This is a genomic window from Williamsia sp. (assembly GCF_016462415.1).
In the GTDB taxonomy this organism is placed as follows: Bacteria; Actinomycetota; Actinomycetes; order Mycobacteriales; family Mycobacteriaceae; genus Williamsia_A.
On sequence record NZ_JAEMTF010000001.1, the window covers coordinates 27,352 to 44,237 of the forward strand.

Here is a 16,886-nt window from a genome sequence, read left to right on the forward strand (position 1 = left end):
TACTTCGCGGTGAGATCGTCGAGCTTCGACGTGTCACGCGCGGTGGCCGCTACCTTGTCTCCGCGCTCGAGCGCGGCGATAGCCCACTCGCGTCCGAATCCGCGGGACGTACCGGTGATGAACCACACTTTTCCGCTCATGATCGCAACCTTCCGTTCGAGGTGCCGAAAACCGGCACACGCTCGCTGCAACGGGCTGCGGCCGCATCGTCATTCCCGAACGCGATCACGTCGTTCGCAATTCACACGGAATTCGCCCATTTCGGATGCCGGCGTCACGATCAGGTGATTACCTCCGGTAATGAACCGAATCCGCGCCGCCGTCGTGACCTTCGCCCTGCTGGTGATCGCCGTTCTCGGCAACCAGGCCACCGCGTCGGCCACACCGACCGAGCAGTACCCGATCGACCCCGCCGCGCAGGCGGCGTCGCAGGTCTACCCCGGGCCACCCGTGTCGGTGCAGTCGCGGTCCACCTCGGCGGCGGCGTTCGTCGGCATCCCGAGCAATTACGTCTACAACACGAACCTGGCTCCCGTTGCCCGCCATGACTACTGCACGTCGTCGCCGGACAGCTACTTCGCCGCCGACTTCCGCGGACCGTGTGCGCGCCACGACCTCTGCTACGACCGAGCCGACGCATCGGGCACCAACTACACCGCGTGCAACACCGCGCTTCGCAACGACCTGAAGACCAACTGCGCGTACGCCTATGGCGCCGGGACCGCGTTGACGACCTGCAACGCCACCGCCGACATCTATTGGGCTGCGGTGACCGCCGCACACCTGTGATCCTTATGCCATGACAGTCACCCGTGTGATGCCGGTCGTCACGGTCACCGATCTGGCCGCGGCCGTCGCCGAACACCGAGCGGTCCTGGGTCTGGAGGTGGTGATGGACCGCGGGTGGATCGCCACCCTGGCCAACTCCGACCACAGTTGCCAGGTGAGCGTGATGACGAAAGACCAGACGGCTCCGTGCAACCCGGCGGTGTCGATCGAGGTGTCCGACGTCGATGCGAGATATCAGGCGGCACTCGATGCATCACTGGAGATCGTGCATCCGCTGAGTGACGAGGAGTGGGGCGTGCGTCGGTTCTTCTACCGCGACAGCGCGGGCACCGTGGTCAACGTCCTCACGCACCACTAGCGTCCTCCGCTTGAAATCGTCAGCCGAAGACGACCGTTCCGTCCTCCTCCACGCGCCAACCGGGGTTGTGTGCGATCTCCCAGATCACGCCGTTCGGGTCGGCGACATGGGCGTGGAAGATGCCGCCGAAGGCGCCGTCCTGAGGAGGTTTGAGAACGGTCGCGCCGGCCGCGGCCATCTGATCGACGACATCGATCACCTCGTCCCGACTGTCGACGTTGTTGGCGATCGTCACCCCGGAGACCGTCGACCCGTTGCCTGCTCCCGCGAGATCGGACTCGAAGCTGTCGGCGTCGAACAACCCCAGGAGCAACCCGGGCGCGACCTGGAAGAACAGGATCTCGCCGGGGACGTCGAGCAGCGGTTCCCACCCCAGTCCGGTGCAGTAGAACGATCGCGCGGCGTCGAGGTCGGGGGTGGCGAAGGTGATGAAACTGGCCTGCTGCTTCATCGGGCGGATTCTACGAGCTGATCTACTCCGGGGATGGGATTCACGAAGGCAGAGCTGGCCGGCTATCGCGATGCTGTGGTCGATGACCTGATCGGCGACAACTGTCGCCTGCTCTTCGTCGGGATCAACCCCAGCCTGTGGACAGCGGCCACGGGCGCGCACTTCGCCCGACCGGGCAACCGGTTCTATCCCGCGTTGCACCGTGCGGGCATCCTCGACCGACTGATCGACGCGTCGGACGGGTACACCGCCGCCGACCGGGAGATGTTGCTGCGACGGGGGATCGGGATCACCAACCTCGCCCCGAGGGCGACCGCCCGCGCCGACGAACTGACGTCAGAAGAACTTCGAGACGGGACGCAGAAGCTGCTCGACACCGTGCGGAGGGTCGCGCCGCGGGTGGTCGCGGTCGCCGGGATCACGGCCTACCGCACCGCCTTCCGGCGGCCAAGGGCCGTTACCGGGGAACAGGACGAGAAGCTCGCGGGGACCCCGCTGTGGGTCGTCCCCAACCCGAGCGGTCTCAACGCCCACGACACCGTCGACTCCCTGGCCGCCGCCTACCGCAGGGTCGGACTGGCAGCGGGGATGGTCGACGCCGGGTGACGCCGCTACCGTCGGGTATGCGCACCGATGCCGTCACCCCGCTCGATCCGACCATGGCGTCGCAGCTGCGCGCGAGTGGCTACACCTACTTCGAGGTCGGCACCACGCGCGGCGAGATGCCATCGGGATATCACCACCAGCGTCGCGAGGTCGTGATCGGCAGCGGCCGGGCCCGCTTCACCCAGTGCGCGCACGCCGTCATGACCTGGCAGGTCCAACTGCGCGCCGGCATCGCTGTCGCGGCCTCCGACGAGACGGTCGTGGAGGGCACGGTGGCCCGTCTTGCGCTCGGCGTGGGGCCCGTCCGGATCCACGCGCCGGCACGGGTGGTCTACGTGATCGACGAGCCGCGCCACGCCGGTTTCGCCTACGGAACCCTGCCGGGCCATCCCGAGCTGGGGGAGGAGCTGTTCGCCGTCGAGCACCGCGACGACGACTCGGTCGTGTTCGGCGTCGCGGCGTTCTCCCGGTCGGGCAGTCGGCTGACGACCGTGGCAGGCCCCCTCGGCCCGTTGGCGCAGAAGATCGTCGCCGGTCGTTATCTCCGTGGGATGGCTTCGCTGCCGACGCCCTGAGCCCCGGGGTCCGTGTGTCAGATGTCGGACTCCCGGTCACCCATGAGGGCGGACACGTGATCGGGGACGTACGTCGAGAGCTCTCGGGGAGGTCGGACGTAGTTGGTTGTCTCGATCGGTCGCTTGGGCAGTTCGACTGTCTCACGGGGGATCTCGTGATAATCAATGGTGGACAGCAGGTGCGACATCATGTTGATCCGGGCGTGCTTCTTGACCTCGGACTCCACGACGAACCAGGGGCTCAACGGGGTGTCGGTGTGCACCATCATCTCGTCCTTGGCGCGCGAGTAGTCCTCCCACCGATACACCGATTCCAGATCCATCGGGCTCAGCTTCCATTGACGCACCGGGTCGTTCAACCGGGACCGGAACCGTCTGAGCTGCTCACTGTCGGAGACCGAGAACCAGTACTTGCGCAGGATGATCCCGTCGTCGATGAGCATCTGCTCGAAGATCGGGGTCTGGCGTAGGAAGCGCGAATGTTCCCCAGGAGTACAGAAACCCATCACGCGTTCGACCCCGCCGCGGTTGTACCAGGAACGGTCGAGCAGCACGATCTCGCCGGGGGCGGGCAGGTGGGCGATGTAGCGCTGGTAGTACCACTGCCCCCGTTCCCGGTCGTTCGGCGCGGGCAGCGCCACCACCCGGGCGACGCGCGGACTCAGGTATTCGGTGATCCGTTTGATCGTGCCGCCCTTGCCCGCGGCGTCCCGGCCCTCGAAGATCACCACCACGCGCGTCCCGGTCTCGCGCACCCACTCCTGCAGCTTCACGAATTCGGTCTGCAAGCGAAACAATTCGGCCTCGTAGACGGCGTTCGGGATCTTCGAGGTGCGCTTCTTCTTGCCCATGGCGGGAGTTTAGTGCCGGAATGTCGGAACTGTCCGATGTGCAAACGGTTTCTCCGTGACCGGCCGACCCGCATAATTGCCCGCATGACACATACGCGTGAGGATGTCGCATTCAGTTCGGGGACAGATCGCTGCGCGGCGTGGCTGTACCGCCCGGACGCCGGCGATTCCATCGACGAGACGTCCGATCGGCCGATCGTGGTGCTCGGCCACGGACTGGGCGCCGTGAAGGAGATGCGCCTGGATGCGTTCGCCGAACGATTCGTCGACGCCGGTTATGCGGCACTGGTGTTCGACTACCGGCACTTCGGTGCGAGTGAGGGGTCGCCACGACAACTCCTCGACATCACGAAGCAGCGCGCCGACTGGCACGCCGCGATCGCCTACGCCCGGTCGCTGCCCGGCATCGACCCCGACCGTGTCGCGATCTTCGGGTCGTCTTTCGGTGGGGGACATGTGCTCGCTGTCGCGGCGGAAGACCATCGCATCGCGGCGGTGATCTCCCAGTGCCCCTTCACCGACGGCATCGCGTCGTCGAAGACGCAGGGGCTCGGCGCCTCGATGCGGCTGAGCGTGCTGGCGGTCCGGGATCTGGTCGCCGCGGTCACCCATCGGTCGCGTGTGCTGGTCCCGCTCGCGGGCCATCCCGGCGAGACCGCGCTGATGAACGCCCCCGACGTGATGGACGGCTACCTGGGCATCGTCCCCGACGGTATGGAGTTCTCCAACGCGGTGACCGCGAGTTTCGGGCTGTCGGTTCCGCTCGAACGTCCCGGGCGGCGAGTCCGCGACATCACCGCGCCGGTGTTGTTCGGGGTCTGTGACAACGACACCGTCGCGCCGGCCGGACCGACGCTGAAGTACGCCGCGCAGGCGCGCCGCGGGACGGTCAAGCGGTATCCGATCGGACACTTCGACATCTACGTCGGCGAACCCTTCGAGCAGGCCATCGCCGACTACGTCGACTTCCTCGACGAGCAACTCGCGGTCTGAGTCGCCGTGTCCGGGTCGGTGTCGGTCACCTCGCGGACCGAGTACCTCGGGGTGGGGCATCGGGTCGCGGCGGCGGCCGCGGCCGCGCTGCTGGCCGCCGCACTGGTCGCCCTGGTGATCCTGCGAGCGGCCGAGGTCGACTCGGCGCTGGTGGCAGGCGTCGTCGCCGGCGCCGTCATGGGCAGCATCGCGGTCGCCGCGGTCGGACGGCAGCTGAGCCGCGGTGCGGTGATCCTCACCGTCGACGACGAATGGATCTACCTCGGCGACGAGGACGTCACCATCGAGGAGATCGCGGTACGTCGCCTGCGGTCGGTCGCGCCGGGTGGCGCGGTCGCGACGTCGACCTCGTCGATGCGCGGCTCATCGGCCCGGCGCCTGACGGTGAAGGGCTGCGGTTATCTGCAGCTCGAGATCGCCCGCCTCGACACCGCGCCCGGCGACGACGAGGTGGTGGACCGATGGCAGGTCGCGGTCATGGGATCCGACCCCGCCGCACAGGAGGTCGCCGCCCGACTTGTCGCGCTCGCGCCGCACCGGCGCGTCGCCGATACCCCCGTGGCAGCGACGGGTCCGCGGATGGCGCGCGTCGCCGACGCAGGCACCGATGAAGCGGCGCAACGCCTCTGGGAGGCCGCGACGCGCATGCACGATGCGGTGATGTCGGAGTACGCGCCCTACGAACTCGACACCGACCTCGCGCTGCGGTCACCCGACGTCACCGACGTGACCCGTCCCGCCGTCCAGCGGTTCCAGGAGGCGATGGACGCCGCCGAGGCATTGCGCACCGACAGGTTTCCCGACGACCGCGACTACGCGGACCGGTACCAGCGATCGGTCTTCGTGCTCCGTGATGCCTGGCAGCGGTGCCTGGCCGACCCCGCGGACTGATCTCAGTACAACTGCGGGCGTAGGAAGGCGCCGTCGAGGCCGTAGGTGCCCTGCGATCGGGAGGACGGACCGACCGCCGCGTAGATGACCGGGCCGTAGTCGTCGTCGGAGCTGCCCTGGGTGACCTGGAGATCGACGGCGGTCCGGTCGAACGCCGCGACATCGCCTCGTCGCATCGCATCGTCGCGAATGCGGGCGAACGTCCTCTCGGACAGCTGATCGAATGCCGCCGCGCCTCGGGGCAGCCGGCCCGCCTTGTTCTCGTACGGCGGGCTCTCGGAGGTCGGGAACTCGCCGGGGCGCACGACGATCGACCCGGTGGTGGTCTCGGTCGAGTACTCGATCAGTACGCCGCCGGAGTTCTGGATGGAGCCGGCCCGCATGATCGGCGTCCCCTCTCGCGTTCCGCGGATCTCGAAGCGGGTGAGAACCGGTGCCGCGGTGGGCAGTCTCGCCGCGCGGACGGCGTCGGCGGCGATCCGCATCGACACCGCTAGATCGCCTGGGTCGAAGGTCTCGGCCACCTCGCCGGTCAGGCGCGCCTGCACGGTGCGTCTGTCGAAGACGCTGGGCCCCACGGTTCCGGTCGCAAGCGGTGCGGCACCCGTGGCCGGACGTTTGATGTCGAGACCGAGGAGCTTCCCGTCTCCGGCGATCATGTCGGACGCGACCGTGGAGACGTCGAACCGATCCAGATCGCTCAGGGGGAACGCGTCCGCGCTGCGCAGTCGGGTCCCACGCGGCGGTTGATCGCGCCACCCGTTCGAACTGCGGTTGGCCGAGACCACCTGGCCGGTGTCCGGGAGGAACACATCGACGCCGTCGCTGCCGGTGTCGGACAACCGGATCTGCAGGATGTTCTGTGCCGCGGTCGGCGAGATCGTCCTCGCATGCTGCACCGCGGACGCCAGTTGACCTGCGGTCACGCTCCCCGGCGAACTGCGGCCCGACGGTGAGCCGGAGCTCGACGAGGACGTCGTGACATCGACGCGCCACACCGACGCCGGCACGAGTGCGAGCAGCACGGCCAGCACCGCGACCGTGACCGCCGGGTAGATCAGCACCCGCCGGCCCGGTACGTCGTCGAACTCCGGGCTGGTGGGTTCGCGGGGCGGGACCAGCGCATCGGGCAGCTCGACGTGAGGTGCGTCGAGCAGGGCGGTGACATCGGACCGCGTCATGGAGGTGAGCCATCGGGCCTCGTATGGGGTGTCGTCGTCCGGCGACACCGTCGCTGTGACCAGGCAGGGTTGCCGGTCGAGGTCGCCGAGTGTGCTGCGCGTGAGGGCCTGTACCTGCGCCCCGACGCCCGGACTGGCCTGTGACCACACAGGCAGTTCACTCACCCGGCTCGGTCGAGGAGAGACCACGACCCCGGTGACGATGAGGGGCACCCCGACGACGAGCGCCATCAGCCAGCCGTTGTTCGCGCCGAGACCGATTCCGCACGCGAAGAGCGCACCCGCGACGACAGCGCGGAGGACGACGATGGTCCGCAGACTCATCCGCGTACGGTAGATCACGCTGACCGGCGGACACGCCGGTTCGACGACAGTGAGGAGTCCGGCGCGGTGGGAAAGCTCTCGAACAGGATGTGGCGCGCGCTGGGAGCGCAATCGTCGCGGAACCAGTCGAAATCGATCACCTTGATCAAGCAGTCGACCGAACACGACTCGTGGGCCGCCGGGTTGGCCGACTCCGAGTTCGCGGCCGCCGCCGAGAAGCTCGACATCACCGACCCCGCAGGCACCGACCGTGCGAAGTTCCTGGCGCTGGCCCGCGAGGCCGGCGAGCGCACCCTCGACATGCGGCCCTTCGACGTGCAGCTGCAGGGCGCTCTGCGTCTGCTCGAGGCCGACGTCGTCGAGATGGCCACCGGCGAGGGCAAGACGCTCGCCGGCGCGATCGCCGCTATCGGCTACGTCCTGCAGGGTCACCGCGTGCACGTCATCTCGGTCAACGACTACCTCGCGACCCGTGACGCGAATCAGATGAAGCCGCTGTTCACGCTGTTCGACATCACCACCGGATTCGTCTCCGAGGCGTCGACCCGTGCCGAGCGCAAGGCCGCCTACGACGCCGACATCACCTACGGCTCGGTCAACGAGGTCGGCTTCGATGTCCTGCGTGACCAACTCGTCACCCACGCCGACGAGCTCGTCTCGCCGCGACCGGACGTCGCCATCATCGACGAGGCGGACTCCGTACTCGTCGACGAGGCGCTGGTCCCGCTGATCCTGGCCGGTGCCACCACCGGCGAGGTGCCGGACAAGCCGATCCACGACGCCGTCGGCAAACTCAAGCGCAACCACTACGAGATCGACACCGACGGGCGCAACGTCTTCCTCACCGACGAGGGCGCGGAGTTCATCGAGGCCGAGCTCGGCGGCATCAACCTCTACGACGAGGAGCACGTCGGCACCACCCTCGTGCACGTCAACATCGCCATGCATGCGCACATCCTCACCGAACGCGACGTGCACTACATCGTCCGCGACGGCGGCGTCCACCTGATCAACGCCTCGCGGGGCCGCGTCGCGCAGCTGCAGCGGTGGCCCGACGGGCTGCAGGCAGCGGTCGAGCTCAAAGAAGGCCTCGCACAGACCGATTCCGGTGAGGTCATCGACACCATGACCGTCCAGGCGCTGATCGGCCGGTACCCGACGGTGTGCGGCATGACCGGTACCGCGCTCGCGGCCGGTGAGCAGTTCCGCCAGTTCTACGAGCTCGCGGTCTCGCAGATCCCGCAGAACACCGACAACATCCGCATCGACGAGGCCGACCGTGTCTACGACACCAAGGCCAACAAGGCCGAGGCCGTCGTGGCGTTCGTCAAGGAGATCCACGAGACGGGTCAGCCGGTGCTCATCGGCACCCACGACGTGGCCGAATCCGAGGAGCTCGAGTACCTGCTCGATCGCGCCGGCGTGAAAGCGGTTGTGCTGAACGCCAAGAACGATGCCGAGGAGGCGTCGATCATCGCCGAGGCGGGTGCGCTCGACGCGGTCACCGTGTCGACGCAGATGGCCGGTCGCGGCACCGACATCAAGCTCGGCGGATCCCGCGGCGAGAAGGACGGCAAGTCCACCGGCGCCCGCGACCAGATCGTGGAGCTCGGCGGTCTGTGCGTCGTGGGCACCGGACGCCACGACACCGAACGCCTCGACAACCAGCTGCGCGGTCGCGCGGGCCGCCAGGGCGACCCCGGCCGGTCGGTGTTCTTCTCCAGCCTCGAGGACCCGGTGGTCACCCGGAATCTGTCGTTCAAGCGCGACCCGGAGTCCGAGTCCGAGGACGGTTCGATGGGCGCCAAGGGGATCGAGCTGATCGAACAGGCGCAGCGCGTCGCCGAGGGCATCATGCTCGAGCTGCATGCGAACACCTGGCGCTACAACAAGCTGGTCAACCAGCAGCGCGACATCGTGGTCAAACGTCGCATGGAGGTGCTGACCACCGAGATCGCGCTCGACGAACTCACATCGAGCGAGCCGGAGCGCTATGCGGAGCTGACCGGCACGTCGGTCGAGAAGGCGGCCGGCGCCGCCGACACCGACGCGCCCGACGATGCGACATCGGCCACCGACCCCGATTCGGGCGACGCCGCCGAGGTGACCATCACCAAGGCTGCGGTCGCCACCGAGGACAGGGCTCCGGCCGAGCCTGTGCCGCACGACGTGCTGGTCCAGGCGGCGCGTGAGATCGTGCTCTACCACCTCGACCGTGCGTGGGCCGATCATCTGGCGTTCGTCGCCGACGTCCGCGCCAGCATCCATCTGCGCTCCATCGGCAGGCAGAGCCCGCTCGACGAGTTCCACAAGCTGATCCTCGACGAGTTCGGCCGTCTGCCCGCAGAGGCGGTGGACAACGCGCGCAAGACGTTCCGCGAGGCGACGATCACCGCCGACGGTGTCGACCTCGAGGGTGCCGACCTGCGTCGCACCACCACCACCTGGACGTACATGGTCCACGACAACCCGTTCGCAGGCGGCGGCGCCAAGACCCTGCAGGGCATCATCGGCATCTTCCGCTGACACCGGACTCCTGTGACAGGCTGAGCGCATGAGTGCAGAGGCGCAACAGTCCGCCGACCGCGTGCTGACGATTCCGAACGCGCTCAGTTTCCTGCGGCTCGTACTCGTGCCGGTGTTCCTGTGGCTGCTGCTCGTCGAGAAGGCCGACGGGTGGGCCTTCGTGGTCCTGCTCGTGTCGGGTTTCTCCGACTATGCCGACGGAAAACTCGCCAGACTGCTCAACCAGTCGTCGAGACTCGGCGCCCTTCTCGACCCCGCGGCCGACCGGATCTACATGATCATCGTCCCCATCGGGCTGGGCGTCCGCGAGATCATCCCGTGGTGGTTGATCGGGATCCTCATCGGCCGAGACCTGCTGCTACTGCTCAGCGTGCCGCTGTTGCGGACGAGGGGACTGACCGCACTACCGACGACGTACGTGGGCAAGGCCGCGACCTTCGCGCTCATGTACGGATTCCCGTTGATACTCGGTGGACAGCTCGACGGTGTGTTCGGCGACATCCTGCGACCGATCGGCTGGGCGTTCCTGATCTGGGGCACCGGCATGTATGTCTGGTCGTTCCTGCAGTACTGGGTACAGACCGTCCTGGTGATGCAGAAGATGCCACCGGGCGGTGGGATGTCGGCAGCCGATTCGCGCTAAGGTTCTCCGCGTGACTGAGATCGAGGTGCCCGAAAACCTGCGCTACACCGTCGAACACGAGTGGATCGAGCAGACCGCGCCGGGCGTGGTCCGGATCGGCATCACCGCCTACGCCCAGGATCAGCTCGGCGACGTGGTGTTCGTGCAGCTGCCCGCCGTCGACGACGCCGTGGACAAGGGTGAGTCCTTCGCCGAGGTCGAGTCGACCAAGAGCGTCTCGGACATCTTCGGTCCCATCGACGGATCCATCGCGGCCGTCAACGACGATCTCGACGCCACCCCCGAGCTGGTCAACTCCGACCCGTACGGTGCCGGATGGCTGGTCGAGATCGCCGTTCCCGAGGGGACCGATCTCGGTGTCCTCCTCGAGGACATGCTCGACGCCGACGCGTACCGCGCGGTCATCGAGGGCTGATCCGCCGAGTCCCTCGACCGCCGGTATTTCGCGTCGGTCAGCGGTTAGGATCGGCGGTGTCTCCGCCCGACTGGGCAGGGTACGGTCAGTGGAACAAAGCGGTCGGGGCGCGGCGAGATCCGATTTCGACCGCTGGGCGCCGGCGACCACCGCACTACATCGAAGCGTCTGAGACCGACCCCGAACATCATGGCCATGATCTGCCGGAACGTCACGGCAGACCGGCCATCGCGTCCCACACCGAGACCATCGGATGGGCACGGAACACTTAAGGAGAATTGGTGAGCGACAACGACAAGGACCTCCAGGCACCTGTGGAGACGACCTCGGTCTTCCGCGCCGACTTCATCAAGGAGCTCGACGCCAACGGAGGCTCGACCGAGACCTCGGAGACCGGCGCCGAGCGCCTGTCGGCCGGGACCGCTCTCCTCGTGGTCAAGCGCGGTCCCAACGCGGGCTCTCGCTTCCTCCTGGACCAGGCCACCACGTCGGCCGGTCGCCACCCCGACAGCGACATCTTCCTCGACGACGTCACCGTCAGTCGCCGTCACGCGGAGTTCCGCTTGGGCGACAACGAGTTCCAGGTCGTCGACGTGGGCAGCCTGAACGGCACGTACGTCAACCGCGAGCCGGTCGACTCCGCTGTGCTGGCCAATGGTGACGAGGTCCAGATCGGCAAGTTCCGTCTGGTGTTCCTCAGCGGACCGCACGACGACGGATCCCAGGCCGCCGGTTAATCGATGACCGCACCGTCCTCGGGTGGTCGACACGAAGGATCGATGTCCATCGGATCGGTCCTGGATCGTCTGCGGGGCGATTTCCCCGACGTCACGATCTCGAAGATTCGTTTCCTCGAGGCGGAGGGGCTGATCACCCCGGAGCGTTCACCGTCGGGCTACCGACGTTTCAGCCACGCCGATTGTGAGCGGTTGCGCTTCGTGCTCACCGCACAGCGCGACCGTTACCTGCCGCTGAAGGTCATCAAGGAACAACTCGAGGCCATCGACCGCGGCGAGCGCGTCGACCCCGGCACACCGCGACTGTTGTCGTCGGCACGGTCGTGGGTGGCGCCTGCGATCGACTTCGAACGATCGAGCGGTCGGATCTCGCGCGAGACCCTGCTCGAGCGCACCGGCGCCGACGCGGCCTTCGTCGCCGAGCTGCAACGCAGCGGCCTGCTGTCGGCGGGACCCGGTGGGTTCTTCGACGAGGACGCCGTCCGCCTGGTGGAAGCAGCCGCAGCGCTCGCCGACTTCGGCCTCGAGGCCCGGCACCTCCGTGCGTTCAAGGTGTCGGCCGACCGTGAGGCCGGCCTCGTGGCGCAGATCGCCAACCCGATCGCCAAGAGCAAAGGCGCCGGTGCCCGTGACCGCGCGGAGGAGTTGATCCGCGAGGTGGCGGCGCTGTCGGTCACCCTGCATACCCAGCTCGTCAAGGCTGCGGTGCGCGACGCACTCGACTGAGCGGGAGTAGCGTCGAATTCAGACTGAGAGCGGTCGGGTTCGTGCCATAACATTGGTGGTGGCCGACCGCGCGGGCGTGCGGTTGTCGACAGCAGGTTGGGAGAACACTCGATGGGCACGGTGCGACATGGGTGAGATGCAGGTGGTCGGGATTCGCGTGGAACCGCCCCAGGGCCAACCGGTGCTGCTCCTCCGCGAGGTGGACGGCGAGCGCTATCTCCCGATCTGGATCGGGCAGAGCGAGGCCGCGTCGATCGCGCTGCGGCAGAAGGGTGTCGAGCCGCCCCGGCCGCTGACCCACGACCTGATCGTCAACCTGGTGGCCGCGTTCGGCCAGGAGCTGATCGAGGTTCGCATCGTCGACATGCAGGAGGGCACGTTCTACGCCGAGATGGTCTTCGCCGGCGATCTGCGCGTGTCGGCTCGACCGTCGGACTCGGTCGCCATCGCGATGCGGGCCGAGGTTCCGATCATCGCCGAGGAAGGTGTGCTCGCCGAAGCCGGTCTGCTGATCCCGGACGAGGAGTCCGCCGACTCCGACGAGGTCAAAGAGGACGAGGTGGAGAAGTTCAAGGAGTTCCTCGACACCATCTCCCCGGACGACTTCAAGGCCACCGGCGGTTCCTGACGCCGATCGCCGCACCTGCGATCCACATCACGGTTGTGCATCCGCCGGGTCACGGTTCACCCTCAACCTCACGTTGAGAGTCGTGTGCTCCGCGAGTCGCATTGAAACCGCCCACTCGCCGCCATAGCGTTGCCCTCAGATCCCGCGATCGAGCGGGACGCCAACCAGGGTCGGGTCGGACGGCGTAATCTGAGTTGCAACGATGGTGTTTTCGTCGTCGTTCTCGGGTTGCCGGGGACGCCCGGTGAGCATTCAGGAGTACGCAGTGGGCGATGAGCCGAACAACCGCGACGGCGTGACCAGCGTCGACGAAGTCGCGACGGCACCGGTGGCCGCATCTGCGCGCCCCACCCAGGGAACACTCGACGACGTCGCACCGGGACTGTTCCCGAACGACACCGTCCCCGACGAACTCGTCGGATACCGGGTTCCGAGCGCATGCCAGATCGCGGGCATCACCTACCGGCAGCTCGATTACTGGGCACGAACCTCACTGGTCGTCCCGTCGATCCGCAGCGCGGCCGGAAGCGGCAGCCAGCGGCTGTACTCCTTCAAGGACATCCTCGTCCTGAAGATCGTCAAGCGACTCCTCGACACCGGGATCTCGCTGCAGAACATCCGCGTCGCGGTCGACCACCTGCGCAAGCGGGGCGTCGAGGACCTCGCGCGCATCACCTTGTTCTCCGACGGCACCACCGTCTACGAGTGCACCTCGGCCGAAGAGGTCGTCGACCTGCTGCAGGGCGGTCAGGGTGTCTTCGGTATCGCCGTGAGCGGCGCGATGCGGGAGTTGTCCGGCACCATCGCCGACTTCCCGGGTGAACGCGCCGACGGTGGTGTGAGCGAGACCGCACCCGAGGACGAACTGGCGGCTCGCCGGAAGACCCGCACGCGCAAGACGGGCTAGACTTCACCTACGTCGCCGCACCATGGGAGAGCGTCGGGTCAGCCACGGCTGCACCCCGACCGCCGAAGGAGCAACACCTCTCCGTCAATCTCTCAGGCATCCAGGACCGTGGTGCGCTACGACGTCTCTGGAAAGTGGTGGCCTCGGTCGCCCGCCCACGGTGAAAGGCCGCGCCCGCGCGGTTGAATCTCTCAGGCGCTCGAGTCCGACCGCGAGGTCGGGCGAGAGCAGGACAGAGGGGGAGGACCCACCCCGTCCGGCGTGACGTCGGACTCGGCGCAAAGGTTCTCCCGTGGTGCAACACTCCGATGTCTTCGCCGATCGTCATGTCGGCCCCGATTCCGACGATCTCGCGCGCATCCTCGCGCTGCTCGAGGTGTCCTCTCTCGAGGACCTCGCCTCCGCGGTGGTCCCCGCCTCGATCGCCGACCCCGCCGACGACAACGGCCTCGACGTGCTGCCGCCCGCGGCCACCGAGGTCGAGGCGCTGGCCGAACTCGCCGCTCTCGCGTCACAGAACACCGTGGCCACCTCGATGATCGGTCTGGGCTACTACGGCACGCACACGCCGGCCGTCCTGCGCCGATCCCTCATCGAGAACCCCGCCTGGTACACCGCGTACACGCCGTACCAGCCCGAGATCAGCCAGGGACGCCTCGAGGCGCTGCTCAACTTCCAGACGATGGTCTCCGACCTGACCGGCATGGACGTGGCGAACGCGTCGATGCTGGACGAGTCGACCGCTGCCGCCGAGGCGATGACGCTGCTGCGTCGCGCCAACAAGAGCAAGTCGCCGCGGTTCGTCGTCGACACCGACCTGTTCCCCCAGACCCTCGCCGTCATCGAGACCCGCGCCGAACCGCTGGGGATCGAGGTCGTCCGCGCCGATCTGACCGCCGGACTGCCCGACGGCGACTTCTACGGTGTCTTGCTGCAGGTGCCCTCGGCATCGGGCGCCGTCATCGACGCCGCCCCCATCATCGCCGCGGCCCACGAGCGCGGCGCACTCGTCGCCGTCGGCGCGGATCTCCTCGCGCTGACGCTCATCACCTCGCCCGGCGAACAGGGCGCGGACGCCTGCTTCGGCACCACACAACGTTTCGGCGTCCCGATGGGCTTCGGCGGACCGCACGCCGGCTACCTGTCGGTGCACACCGCGCACGCCCGCCAGCTGCCCGGCCGACTCGTCGGTGTGTCCAAGGACGCCGATGGCAACCTGGCCTACCGGTTGTCGTTGCAGACGCGTGAGCAGCACATCCGTCGCGAGAAGGCGACCAGCAACATCTGCACCGCGCAGGTCCTCCTCGCCGTCCTGGCCGCGATGTACGCGAGCTACCACGGACCCAAGGGACTGACGGCCATCGCACGTCGTACCCACGCGCACGCCGCACGGATCGCCGCGGCCCTCGGGGACGCGGTGGTGCACGACACCTTCTTCGACACCGTCCTGGCGCAGGTCCCCGGTCGGGCATCCGAGGTGGTCGCCGCGGCCAAGACCAGTGGCATCAACCTCCGGTTCGTCGACGACGACCATGTCGGCATCGCGTGTGACGAGACGACCATCGACGCCCACGTCGACGCCGTCATCGAGGCGTTCGGTGTCGCAGCCGTCGAGCCGAGCGATGCCGAGTTCGGTACCCGCACCAGCGAATTCCTCACCCATCCAGCATTCGGCCGATACCACACCGAGACGGCGATGCTGCGGTACCTGCGTCGACTGTCGGACAAGGACATCGCGCTCGATCGCAGCATGATCCCGCTCGGGTCGTGCACCATGAAGCTCAACGCGGCCGCCGAGATGGAGCCGATCACCTGGCCGGGGATCGCGAACCTGCACCCGTTCGCGCCCAAGTCGGACGTGGTCGGTATGCACACCATGATCTCGCGGCTGGAGCACTGGCTGTCGGAGATCACCGGCTACGACCGGGTCAGCCTGCAGCCCAACGCCGGCTCGCAGGGCGAGTACGCCGGCCTGCTCGCGATCCGCAAGTACCACCTCAGTCGAGGCGACGACGCACGTGACATCTGCCTGATCCCGTCGAGCGCGCACGGCACCAACGCCGCGTCCGCGGTGATGGCGGGGATGCGCGTCGTGGTGGTCGCGTGCCGTGCGAACGGTGACGTCGACACCGCCGACCTGAAAGAGAAGATCGCCACCCACGCCGAGTCGTTGGCGGCGATCATGATCACCTACCCGTCGACCCACGGCGTCTTCGAGCACGAGGTCCGCGAGATCTGCTCGGCCGTGCACGATGCGGGCGGCCAGGTCTACGTGGACGGCGCGAACCTCAACGCCCTCGTCGGTGTGGCACGTCCCGGTCGTTTCGGCGGCGACGTCAGCCACCTCAACCTGCACAAGACCTTCTGCATCCCGCACGGTGGCGGTGGACCCGGTGTCGGACCGATCGGGGTGCGCGAGCACCTCGCCGAGTTCCTGCCCGGACACCCTCTCGACGATGACCTGCCGGGTGCACTGACGATCTCGGGGGCACCGTACGGCTCGGCGTCGATCCTGCCGATCACCTACTCCTACATCCTCATGATGGGCGCCGAGGGCCTGCGTCGGGCGACGCTGACCGCGATCGCGTCGGCGAACTACATCGCCAAGCGTCTCGGGGACCACTACCCGGTTCTCTACACCGGCCACGACGGCACGGTCGCGCACGAGTGCATCCTCGACCTGCGTCCCATCACCAAGGCCACCGGCGTGACCGTCGACGATGTCGCCAAGCGGCTGGCCGACTACGGGTTCCACGCGCCGACGATGAGCTTCCCGGTCTCCGGCACGCTCATGGTCGAGCCCACCGAGAGCGAGAACCTCGACGAGATCGACGCGTTCTGCGACGCGATGGTCGAGATCAAGGCCGAGATCGACCGCGTCGCCGACGGCACGTGGTCGGTGGACGACAACCCGCTGCGCGGCGCGCCGCACACCGCAGAATGCCTCGTCGCCGATGAGTGGGATCACCCGTACTCGCGTGAGGTCGCCGCGTTCCCGAGCGGGCGTCCGTCATCCGGGGCCCGCGACAAGGTGTGGCCGTCGGTCCGTCGTATCGACGGTGTCTACGGCGACCGCAACCTGGTCTGCAGCTGCCCGCCCATCGAGGCGTTCAGCGAGCCCGTCGAAGCCTGAGTCCCGCGACTCGATTCTGCTCCCGCGACTGTAATTCCGGTCGCGGGAGCGGATTTTGGTCGCGCGAGGTCGTGACCGGTCCACAACGGTCACCGATAGCGCGCGTTGCGTGCTCTGAGTCCGGATGAGGGCGCAGTGGTGACGGTTGTGGC

Annotated in this window: 17 protein-coding genes, 1 pseudogene and 1 riboswitch; of the genes and pseudogenes, 14 read left to right on the plus strand and 4 right to left on the minus strand. The window is 67.7% G+C overall.

The annotated features are described in order from the left end of the window. A pseudogene (locus JHC79_RS00135) lies at positions 1–140 on the minus strand (short-chain dehydrogenase/reductase); the annotation flags it as partial. 160 nt (positions 141–300) lie between these two features. Here JHC79_RS00135 and JHC79_RS00140 point away from each other — a divergent pair. Both JHC79_RS00140 and JHC79_RS00145 read left to right on the plus strand, forming a co-directional pair. After that, on the plus strand, positions 301–789 hold the full coding sequence (locus tag JHC79_RS00140; protein ID WP_296387846.1) for a phospholipase A2: 489 nt from the start codon (positions 301–303) through the stop codon (positions 787–789). A 10-nt stretch (positions 790–799) separates the two neighbouring features. Further along, entirely contained in the window at positions 800–1,147 is a 348-nt protein-coding gene (locus JHC79_RS00145) for a VOC family protein (protein ID WP_296387847.1), read from the plus strand. Between the two features lie 19 nt (positions 1,148–1,166). On the opposite strand, the gene JHC79_RS00150 is transcribed toward JHC79_RS00145, so the two are convergent. Further along, positions 1,167–1,598 carry a VOC family protein gene (locus tag JHC79_RS00150; protein WP_296387848.1) on the minus strand — a complete coding sequence of 144 codons (432 nt, stop codon included), beginning with the start codon at positions 1,596–1,598 and terminating at the stop codon, positions 1,167–1,169. Between the two features lie 33 nt (positions 1,599–1,631). On the opposite strand from JHC79_RS00150, the gene JHC79_RS00155 reads away from it, so the two are divergent. Together JHC79_RS00155 and JHC79_RS00160 are read left to right on the plus strand one after the other, a co-directional pair. Then, the gene (locus JHC79_RS00155) at positions 1,632–2,204 is read left to right on the plus strand and encodes a mismatch-specific DNA-glycosylase (RefSeq protein WP_296387849.1); all 573 of its coding nucleotides are present in this window, start codon (positions 1,632–1,634) and stop codon (positions 2,202–2,204) included. Positions 2,205–2,221: 17 nt separating this feature from the next. Further along, the gene (locus tag JHC79_RS00160; RefSeq protein ID WP_296387850.1) at positions 2,222–2,779 is read left to right on the plus strand and encodes a DUF1990 family protein; all 558 of its coding nucleotides are present in this window, start codon (positions 2,222–2,224) and stop codon (positions 2,777–2,779) included. Positions 2,780–2,796: 17 nt separating this feature from the next. On the opposite strand, the gene ppk2 is transcribed toward JHC79_RS00160, so the two are convergent. Further along, positions 2,797–3,630 (minus strand): polyphosphate kinase 2, encoded by an 834-nt coding sequence (gene ppk2 / locus JHC79_RS00165; RefSeq protein ID WP_296387851.1) that lies wholly within the window; start codon positions 3,628–3,630, stop codon positions 2,797–2,799. 84 nt (positions 3,631–3,714) lie between these two features. Between ppk2 and JHC79_RS00170 the strand changes: the two genes are divergently transcribed. Next, positions 3,715–4,623, plus strand: a complete 909-nt coding sequence (locus tag JHC79_RS00170) for an alpha/beta fold hydrolase (protein WP_296387852.1) — start codon at positions 3,715–3,717, stop codon at positions 4,621–4,623. A 6-nt stretch (positions 4,624–4,629) separates the two neighbouring features. Further along, a complete protein-coding gene (locus JHC79_RS00175) occupies positions 4,630–5,514 on the plus strand; it encodes a hypothetical protein (protein ID WP_296387853.1) in 885 nt (294 codons plus the stop codon). Between the two features lie 2 nt (positions 5,515–5,516). On the opposite strand, the gene JHC79_RS00180 is transcribed toward JHC79_RS00175, so the two are convergent. Next, positions 5,517–7,019: a hypothetical protein gene (locus JHC79_RS00180; RefSeq protein ID WP_296387854.1), complete on the minus strand. Its 1,503-nt coding sequence runs from the start codon at positions 7,017–7,019 to the stop codon at positions 5,517–5,519. 66 nt (positions 7,020–7,085) lie between these two features. On the opposite strand from JHC79_RS00180, the gene secA2 reads away from it, so the two are divergent. From secA2 to gcvP, 8 genes are all read left to right on the plus strand, one after another. Then, positions 7,086–9,545, plus strand: coding sequence for an accessory Sec system translocase SecA2 (gene secA2 / locus JHC79_RS00185; RefSeq protein WP_296387855.1), 2,460 nt, complete (start codon positions 7,086–7,088; stop codon positions 9,543–9,545). Positions 9,546–9,573: 28 nt separating this feature from the next. After that, a complete protein-coding gene (locus JHC79_RS00190; RefSeq protein WP_296387856.1) occupies positions 9,574–10,188 on the plus strand; it encodes a CDP-alcohol phosphatidyltransferase family protein in 615 nt (204 codons plus the stop codon). 10 nt (positions 10,189–10,198) lie between these two features. After that, positions 10,199–10,603, plus strand: a complete 405-nt coding sequence (gene gcvH / locus JHC79_RS00195) for a glycine cleavage system protein GcvH (protein WP_296387857.1) — start codon at positions 10,199–10,201, stop codon at positions 10,601–10,603. Positions 10,604–10,881: 278 nt separating this feature from the next. After that, positions 10,882–11,340 carry a glycogen accumulation regulator GarA gene (gene garA, locus JHC79_RS00200; RefSeq protein ID WP_229705398.1) on the plus strand — a complete coding sequence of 153 codons (459 nt, stop codon included), beginning with the start codon at positions 10,882–10,884 and terminating at the stop codon, positions 11,338–11,340. Between the two features lie 3 nt (positions 11,341–11,343). Beyond that, positions 11,344–12,066 (plus strand): MerR family transcriptional regulator, encoded by a 723-nt coding sequence (locus JHC79_RS00205; RefSeq protein WP_296387858.1) that lies wholly within the window; start codon positions 11,344–11,346, stop codon positions 12,064–12,066. A 127-nt stretch (positions 12,067–12,193) separates the two neighbouring features. Further along, positions 12,194–12,694, plus strand: a complete 501-nt coding sequence (locus JHC79_RS00210; protein WP_296387859.1) for a bifunctional nuclease family protein — start codon at positions 12,194–12,196, stop codon at positions 12,692–12,694. A gap of 265 nt (positions 12,695–12,959) precedes the next feature. Further along, positions 12,960–13,601 carry a MerR family transcriptional regulator gene (locus JHC79_RS00215; RefSeq protein ID WP_296387941.1) on the plus strand — a complete coding sequence of 214 codons (642 nt, stop codon included), beginning with the start codon at positions 12,960–12,962 and terminating at the stop codon, positions 13,599–13,601. 13 nt (positions 13,602–13,614) lie between these two features. Beyond that, positions 13,615–13,720, plus strand: a riboswitch (glycine riboswitch). Between the two features lie 173 nt (positions 13,721–13,893). Further along, the gene (gene gcvP, locus JHC79_RS00220; protein WP_296387860.1) at positions 13,894–16,734 is read left to right on the plus strand and encodes an aminomethyl-transferring glycine dehydrogenase; all 2,841 of its coding nucleotides are present in this window, start codon (positions 13,894–13,896) and stop codon (positions 16,732–16,734) included. Positions 16,735–16,886 lie beyond the last annotated feature (152 nt).